Below are 6,973 nucleotides of genomic sequence, written 5' to 3'. Positions count from 1 at the left end.
CTTCTCTCTGTGTTGCGCCAGGTGCTACAAACTCCTCCACCCCCGCAACGCACTGGCTTCTCTGCGCGGCAGTCGCTCATGGGGGAAACCCCCAAGACCACGCTGCCTTGTCTCTGTGGTTCGTTTTTTAGGATAATTTATTCCTTGGAAATCCCTTAGTACAGTATTTGATTAATTCGTAGCAAATTAAATTTGGCAATACTCGATATTGTTAATGCGTTGGCTTGCATTGTTAATGTGTGTTCTCTGTTCCCTGTTCCCTACCTACGCAGATAAATTCAAGAATCAAAGCGGATTCCTATATGTTGATGTGAACTATCTAACATAGACAATATCAACATTTGTTCAAATACTTTAGAAAGAGCAGTTTGAAAACGCTGACGATGCTTGAGTTTAAAAAAAGGTCGAACTATTTCTGCGTAGGTGTAGCCCAACTTAGGCATCGCACCCTTACCCTCTCTATTATCAATCACTCGAATTGCCCGCAGAGTTCCTAGTTGTATTTCTTTTTTTACCATTAACTCAGAAATTCCGATCGCACCGACACCATCTTCGATCGCTGCTTTTGTCATCTCTCCACTATTGAATACTAAAATTACATCCAGTTCACTGAGATTGATTCCCCAATTTAGTAAGGCTTCTTCAAACCTTTGCTGGGTTCCAGAACCTGGTTCGCGCATCACCCAAGGAGTTTTAGTCAATTGGTTTAAGTCAATTTCTCCCCACTCAAACCAAGGGTGTTTTTGACCTACCACAATTTGCAAGCGATCGCTCCCTACTATTTCATATTCTAGAGTCCTCTGGAGTGCTGGCTTGATATCTCCTTCCACCAAACCTAAATCAAACTGTCCTGTGGTCGTTCCGAGACAAATATCTTCTGTATTGGCAAGGCTACAGTTAATCTGAATACCGGGATATAGGCTCTTAAACTCACTAATCTTACTTGGTAGCCAGTAGTTACCAATTGTCAGACTCGATCCTAATTTCAATTCACCTCGTTGCAGATTGTTCAATTCTCGCAATCCCCTTTCAGTCAGGGAAACTTGATCGAGAATTTTCTGTGCTTCCACTTGCAGTAATTTACCCGCTTCAGCAATCTCGATATGGCGACCAATCCGATGGAACAGTTTCACACCGTATTCTTGCTCTAAGTTGTGGATTGCTGCACTGACGGCAGGTTGTGTAATATAAAGCTCCTCTGCTGCGCGAGTAAAGTGTAAGTGCTGCGCCACAGCTAGAAAGATTTTTAGCTGCTCAAGCGTCATTCCTGCCATTTATGGTATCCCTACAACTTGGTGTCAAAATTATAATCACTTTCATTTATCATTTTGACAAATAAAAGCATTTGATTCTATCGGTTAGTTTGAAATAGAACTGCATAGTCTATTTTTGAATGATTGTTTTCAATTTCAACAGGGTAACAGCCAAAATTAGAGAAAAAACCTGACTTGCACTGGTGAAAAATCTCTCTGATTCTTGGCTATTTTTTTATGAGAATTCAAAAATCAGAATGGGCTACCCCCACAACTCTTAGAGACGGTGCGCGTAGCTTGCTTCCCACAGGATTAGGCTGACAGGAGTCGGAATAGTTAAAGAATCAGGAGAGAATTTGATGAATAAATTTGCCAATCAGACTAGATGCCTTCTAAATTATGAATTCTGACTGGCTGAATTCTTACGTTTTTTTTATGAACCCTTATTACTTACAGTTGCTCTGTACCATCAATTACTAATTCCGAATAATTCGTTCAGGCTTGTTTTATTTTTATATCTGCATTAGAATTAATTTTGAAAAAATGTACAAACACAATAAGCATATTTCAATAGCGCAACTATTGCGCTCGGTGCGAGTCATCAGGAAAGAAATTTCCTACTACCTTCGCATTTTTTTGATAAGAGGCGCTTTGGGGATAAGGGTATTATTGATGCAGTTAAAATTGAAATCAACAGAAGAAGATAAAGATAAAAAAAAGCCAGGACGACTCAATCCGTCCCGAATCCGAGATCACTTGGCAAATGAGCGTACCTACCTTGCTTGGATGCGGACAGGGATCGCTCTTTTAGGTTTTGGTGTCGTCATTGTGCGTTTGCGTGCCTTCCAAGTACCTTTGATACCCCGTCCTGGCAACGGCTGGAAGTTAGGTTTAGTCTTCTCTTTGGTGGGTTTAATGACAGTCTGGCTCTCAACAGCCCACTATTTTGCAGTCCGTCGTGATATCGAAGAAGATACTTATGAACCAACAGACCGATGGGTGTTATTGTTCAGTCTTGCTGTGATGATTCTCGGAACTGGAGTAATCTATTTTGTTTTTACAACTTCTTTAGATCCAATGAGTCCACTTATCCCTGAGTGATGGTAAGTAGGTAGACATAACTAATCTTAAGGGACTTGGACAGAATTAATTACACAATGTCATTGCGAATGAAGCGTTCGCGGTAGCGTCTCGTAGAGAAGCGTAATGAAGCAATTCGCTTGCGGTTGGGATTGCTTCGCTCTGCTCGCAATGACTGTAAATATTTTTGTCTAACTACTTACCAGCACTCTTGATGCCTAGCTACTTATTTTCAAAATCGCACTTTATACAATTGAAATAATTCCCCTGATTTTTGAGTTATTACTTTCGCACCAGCCGCCTTAATGGTTTTTTCCCACTCAGCTACAGGCTCTAAAAACACCTCAGCCCCCAAATAGGTTTCCAGAACAGCCCAATCTTCTGCTAAAGGTTGTTCTGGATTGAGGATGTCAAACACAAAATGTCCACCTGGTTTTAAGACTCGCTTAACTTCTGCCAATACTGCATTCCAGTATTCGAGTGGAAAATAGCAGCTAAATCCTGTTGCGATCGCTAAGTCAAACTGCTCTGGTGAATAGTTTAACTGATGGGCTGCTCCCAACTCAACACCTTTGAACAGCTTGGAATTCAACTGTGGCCCGCGAGAATTAAGGGTATCGCGTGCCACGTTACTGATTTCTTGGCCATGAAAAAATGCTTGCCAATCCCGCCAAGGATAGATTAAAAAGCTGATACCACAGCCAATATCTATACAGTGCTGGTTTTTTTGAGGTTGAGCAACTTCCCAAAAAGGGGAAGCAATTCTCCCTGCAAAACTACCTCCAACCCACTCACGGAATATCGGCATCCCCTGGACTTCGGTTGGTAGTTCAAAGGTTTCACGTTGATACTCTCGGTTAAAGCGATAGGCTATTTGGGCTAATCTTTCGTCCCAATTGGTTGATTTGGCTGAAGTAAAGAGATTTTGGAACTGCGAATCAGACTTTTTAGACATTAGGTTTTTGCTACTCTTTCTCAGAATTGTAGTCAAATTCGCTTTGTGATGTATGATGACAAGCCACTTCTCTTCGAGAGACGCGAACGCAAACGCCAACGTGTCTACGCACCCCCATCAAATCTCCTGCTGGGATAAGGCAAGTTGATTTTCTAGGTTATTTACCAGACTGGGGTTGAATAAATGGCTAAGTTTGAATTAGAATAAAAGAGAAAAGTTTGGCTTTTTAACAAAATAAAGTGTTGCGAAGTTATCTGAATATATATTGCATATCTTCTCGATATATTGAGGATTAGTATCAGTCAAGAATATCAGCATTAAAGTATAGGTAGCACAATTAAAGCGACTCAAAAATAAGGAGTCCAGATATTATGGCTATTTCCAAAATCCTTGCTAATATAACCCAGTATATTTCTGAAGCTGCAATGCGGATTTTTGGCCCTAACGATGATGCTTATCCTGCTATTGGGGTACAACCTTTTACAGGTGAGCCTTATGATAAACGTACAGATGATAACTAGTAGATGTTGATATAGCATTGATAGAGAATACGGGAGTCGAAATTCATAATTCAGCTTGGGCAGTGAGTAGGAGATTCAATCAACCATATAATTGAAAGCCATTAGATTGGGGAGCATCCACTTTTGAAAGAAACACCGGGCGATTGGAAATCACGGCTATACAGATTTCTAGTCTGTTCGCGTAGCGTGCGCCTTAGCGCAGGGCTGCCAAAACGGGATGCTCCCTTAGATTGGAGATTTAGCTCTGTACTTAAACCCCTTTAATTAAAAGTAGTAGCACATTACAATGCGCTACTACTTTTAGTTGTGCGACCTACTTAGTCATAAATTAAAAGTTTCATTCATGCGCTGTTCTAAAACTTCTAATAACCCATCTACATCCTTCCCAACTTGCTCAAAACAAATTGGTGGTGCGGGTTCCGGTGCAAACTGAATTAACTTAATTTCACCCTTACCAATCCCAATCATCACAACTTCCAGTTCAGGCTTATGATTCTCGACAATTCCCAATATTTCCTGAAGCCGATTTTCAACTTTAATATTTAAATTCTCTATCTGCTCTTTCGGACAATAAACAAAATGCGGCGTTGGTTGCAAATCAATACCAACAGTACCCTGACTTTCACCATTTGCTAACCACAATCCCCAAAACAGCGCCGCCAAGTCCTGCTGATTTGCTTTTACAAATCTATCCAACTGACCACGCCACTTGTTATCAACTGATTCTGGTTGGTTATTGCCAAAAAACATAAATAATTTGTAATTTGTAATTCGTAATTGTAGACAGAAATAAGGCGCGAAACTTATCTAAAACCTGATTGTACCGCCAGAGACTATAAATCCGGGATTTATCCAGCAATTGCTCATGGGTTCCCGACTATACTAATTTCCCATGTTCTATGACATAAATGCAATCGGTATTGCAGATGGTAGAAAATGATAGTTCTATCTACTCTAATCTGTTTGCGCGATCGCCAGATTGCCGCTTCTACTTTCAGTAAGTTGGCACAATAAAACCAAACTGTGTGAAGAAAAGTAAATAAGGCTCAAACCCTTTTTCCCCCTGCCCCTTGCTCCCTGCTCCCTGCTCCCTGCCTTATCCAAACGATAATTATTTACGCCGACCTACTTTATTATCTCCCGCCGAGGTAGCTTCATCTAAAACCAAAACGGGCGGATTCTTCAAGACTGCGTAGGCGTAGCCCGCCGCAGGCATCGCCCGGTACAAGTTAATAACAATATAATTTTGACTTTTTTCGGAGATGTCTATAATAAAGGAGCTTTTCCCTCCAGGCTCTTTGAGGTTCCGGGCATTGTGCTTAATTACCGGGATTATGACATCTATCTGTCTATTAACAAATTGTCTATGAGAGTTGAAATGGAATATGGCAATATCTGATATCCTCCAAGAACCACAGCGTCTGGGTCGTTTATTTAGTGGACTGCGTGGTGATTTGACGGGAGGACTGACAGCAGCAGTGGTAGCCTTGCCTTTAGCTTTAGCTTTTGCAGTGGCAAGTGGAGTAGAACCAAAAGCTGGACTTTACACGGCTATTGTAGCAGGAATTGTAGCGGCAATTTTTGGTGGTTCCTCAGTACAGATTACAGGCCCAACAGGTGCAATGGCTGTGATTTTGGTGGGAATTGTCGCCAAATACGGCATTGAGAAAGTTTGGATTGCTGGGGTGATGGCTGGGATTATCCAGGTTGCCTTGGGGGTTGCTAAACTTGGACAGCTAGTGAAGTTTATTCCCTATCCAGTGACAGCAGGCTTTACCAATGGTATTGCCGTGATTATATTTTGTGGTCAGTTAAATAATTTCTTTGGCTTAAAACTACCGCGTAGCGAGCATTTTTTGCCGGAAGTTTGGCAAACTGTAAGTCATGTAGAAGCTCTAAACTGGGCTGCTGTTGGGTTGGCAATGGTGGTGATTGCAACCACGGTTTTATGGCCTAGGATCAATACCACAATACCAGGTTCTTTAATGGGGTTGGTCTTGGCAACAGCGATCGCTTCTTATTTCCATCTGGATGTACCCAAAATTGGCAGCATTCCCCAATCTTTACCAATGCCCCAAGGTATTCCCCACTGGAATAATTTTAGGTTGATTCGGGAACTGATTAATCCGGCTTTGGCTTTAGCAGCACTGGGAAGTATTGAATCGTTGCTATCGGCAGTAGTGGCTGATGGGATGACGGTGAGCGAAAAACACAATAGCGATCGCGAATTAATTGGTCAAGGATTGGCAAATATTATTGTGCCATTTTTTGGTGGCATCCCCGCAACAGGTGCGATCGCTCGGACTGTTATCAATGTCCGTTCTGGCGCGAAAACCCGACTATCTGGGGTAATTCACGGCGTTGCTTTAGCCATTATTGTTTTAACTTTAGCACCCCTAGCAGCACAGATTCCTTTAGCTGCACTTGCTGGTATTCTAATGGTGGTTAGCGTGCGGATGATTGAGTGGAAAGCCATTAGTTTATTAATGCGTGCTACCTACTCCGACTTTGCTGTGATGATTCTCACCTGGCTAGTAACAATCTTGTTTGACTTAGTTCTGGCTGTGGAGGTGGGATTGATTGCAGCCGGAGCCTTATTCATCAAACAGATGAGCGATTTAAGCCTAGTCAAAATACCTGAGACTGAAGTATTTCCCCCTGGTACTCCTCTGGAATTAGGTAAGGAAATTGCCGTTTATCGGGTAGATGGCCCCGTATTTTTTGGTGCTGCTGAACGGTTTGTTACCTTTGTCCGCCATCAACCGGAAGTAAAGTATTTAATTCTCCGGTTGCGGTTTGTGCCAAATATGGACACAACTGGGTTAGTAGCCTTAGAGGATATTTACCACGACTTGGAACGGCACGATTGCCGCTTAATTCTCACAGGTTTACAACCCGAAGTCAAACAATTACTAGAACGTTCAGGTTTGTTAAAAACAATTGGGTTATCAAATTGTTTTGAAACAACAACAGATGCAATTTGCTCTATCTCTCCTCAGATTGAAGGATGTTCTCAACCGATAGCGGCTGATTTGAAAACCAAAGAATTGATGGAATTAAATGACTGAGAAGATTTTGCCATTAGTCGAAAAATCCTCTGCCCACATTTTTGTCAGATTCACGCTGACTGACATCCCGCCCAGAACTTCAGTTTAGGGCTGATA

The 6,973-nt window shown here is 41.9% G+C and carries 6 protein-coding genes; 3 read left to right on the top strand and 3 right to left on the bottom strand.

The genetic code is table 11. The features are described 5' to 3' along the window. Nucleotides 1–278: 278 nt before the first annotated feature. Nucleotides 279–1,274, bottom strand: a complete 996-nt coding sequence (locus tag V7K55_RS26125) for a LysR substrate-binding domain-containing protein (protein WP_334836035.1) — start codon at nucleotides 1,272–1,274, stop codon at nucleotides 279–281. A 651-nt stretch (nucleotides 1,275–1,925) separates the two neighbouring features. Here V7K55_RS26125 and V7K55_RS26120 point away from each other — a divergent pair. After that, nucleotides 1,926–2,354 (top strand): YidH family protein, encoded by a 429-nt coding sequence (locus tag V7K55_RS26120; RefSeq protein WP_334836033.1) that lies wholly within the window; start codon nucleotides 1,926–1,928, stop codon nucleotides 2,352–2,354. A gap of 211 nt (nucleotides 2,355–2,565) precedes the next feature. Here the strand turns inward: V7K55_RS26120 and V7K55_RS26115 are convergent, their stop codons facing one another. Beyond that, nucleotides 2,566–3,288 (bottom strand): class I SAM-dependent methyltransferase, encoded by a 723-nt coding sequence (locus V7K55_RS26115; protein WP_334836031.1) that lies wholly within the window; start codon nucleotides 3,286–3,288, stop codon nucleotides 2,566–2,568. A gap of 371 nt (nucleotides 3,289–3,659) precedes the next feature. Here V7K55_RS26115 and V7K55_RS26110 point away from each other — a divergent pair, with 371 nt between their 5' ends. Further along, a complete protein-coding gene (locus V7K55_RS26110; protein ID WP_334836029.1) occupies nucleotides 3,660–3,809 on the top strand; it encodes a hypothetical protein in 150 nt (49 codons plus the stop codon). Between the two features lie 321 nt (nucleotides 3,810–4,130). Here V7K55_RS26110 and ccmS read toward each other — a convergent pair whose 3' ends face one another. Further along, on the bottom strand, nucleotides 4,131–4,559 hold the full coding sequence (gene ccmS, locus V7K55_RS26105; protein ID WP_334836027.1) for a beta-carboxysome assembly chaperone CcmS: 429 nt from the start codon (nucleotides 4,557–4,559) through the stop codon (nucleotides 4,131–4,133). A gap of 635 nt (nucleotides 4,560–5,194) precedes the next feature. On the opposite strand from ccmS, the gene V7K55_RS26100 reads away from it, so the two are divergent. After that, complete coding sequence (locus tag V7K55_RS26100; protein WP_334836025.1) at nucleotides 5,195–6,877, top strand: SulP family inorganic anion transporter; 1,683 nt, start codon at nucleotides 5,195–5,197, stop codon at nucleotides 6,875–6,877. The last annotated feature ends 96 nt before the right edge of the window (nucleotides 6,878–6,973 follow it).

The sequence above is a fragment of the Nostoc sp. genome, from assembly GCF_036919895.1.
GTDB lineage: Bacteria > Cyanobacteriota > Cyanobacteriia > Cyanobacteriales > Nostocaceae > Nostoc.
The sequence above is the reverse complement of the archived record's forward strand: the minus strand, read 5'-3'. Positions and strand labels throughout refer to the sequence as shown.

What these genes read in the sequence shown, in the direction of transcription:
- V7K55_RS26115 (WP_334836031.1), bottom strand. Translation starts at nt 3,288, where the DNA reads ATGTCTAAAAAGTCTGATTCGCAGTTCCAAAATCTCTTTACTTCAGCC.
- V7K55_RS26125 (WP_334836035.1), bottom strand. Translation starts at nt 1,274, where the DNA reads ATGGCAGGAATGACGCTTGAGCAGCTAAAAATCTTTCTAGCTGTGGCG.
- V7K55_RS26100 (WP_334836025.1), top strand. Translation starts at nt 5,195, where the DNA reads ATGGCAATATCTGATATCCTCCAAGAACCACAGCGTCTGGGTCGTTTA.
- ccmS (WP_334836027.1), bottom strand. Translation starts at nt 4,559, where the DNA reads ATGTTTTTTGGCAATAACCAACCAGAATCAGTTGATAACAAGTGGCGT.
- V7K55_RS26110 (WP_334836029.1), top strand. Translation starts at nt 3,660, where the DNA reads ATGGCTATTTCCAAAATCCTTGCTAATATAACCCAGTATATTTCTGAA.
- V7K55_RS26120 (WP_334836033.1), top strand. Translation starts at nt 1,926, where the DNA reads ATGCAGTTAAAATTGAAATCAACAGAAGAAGATAAAGATAAAAAAAAG.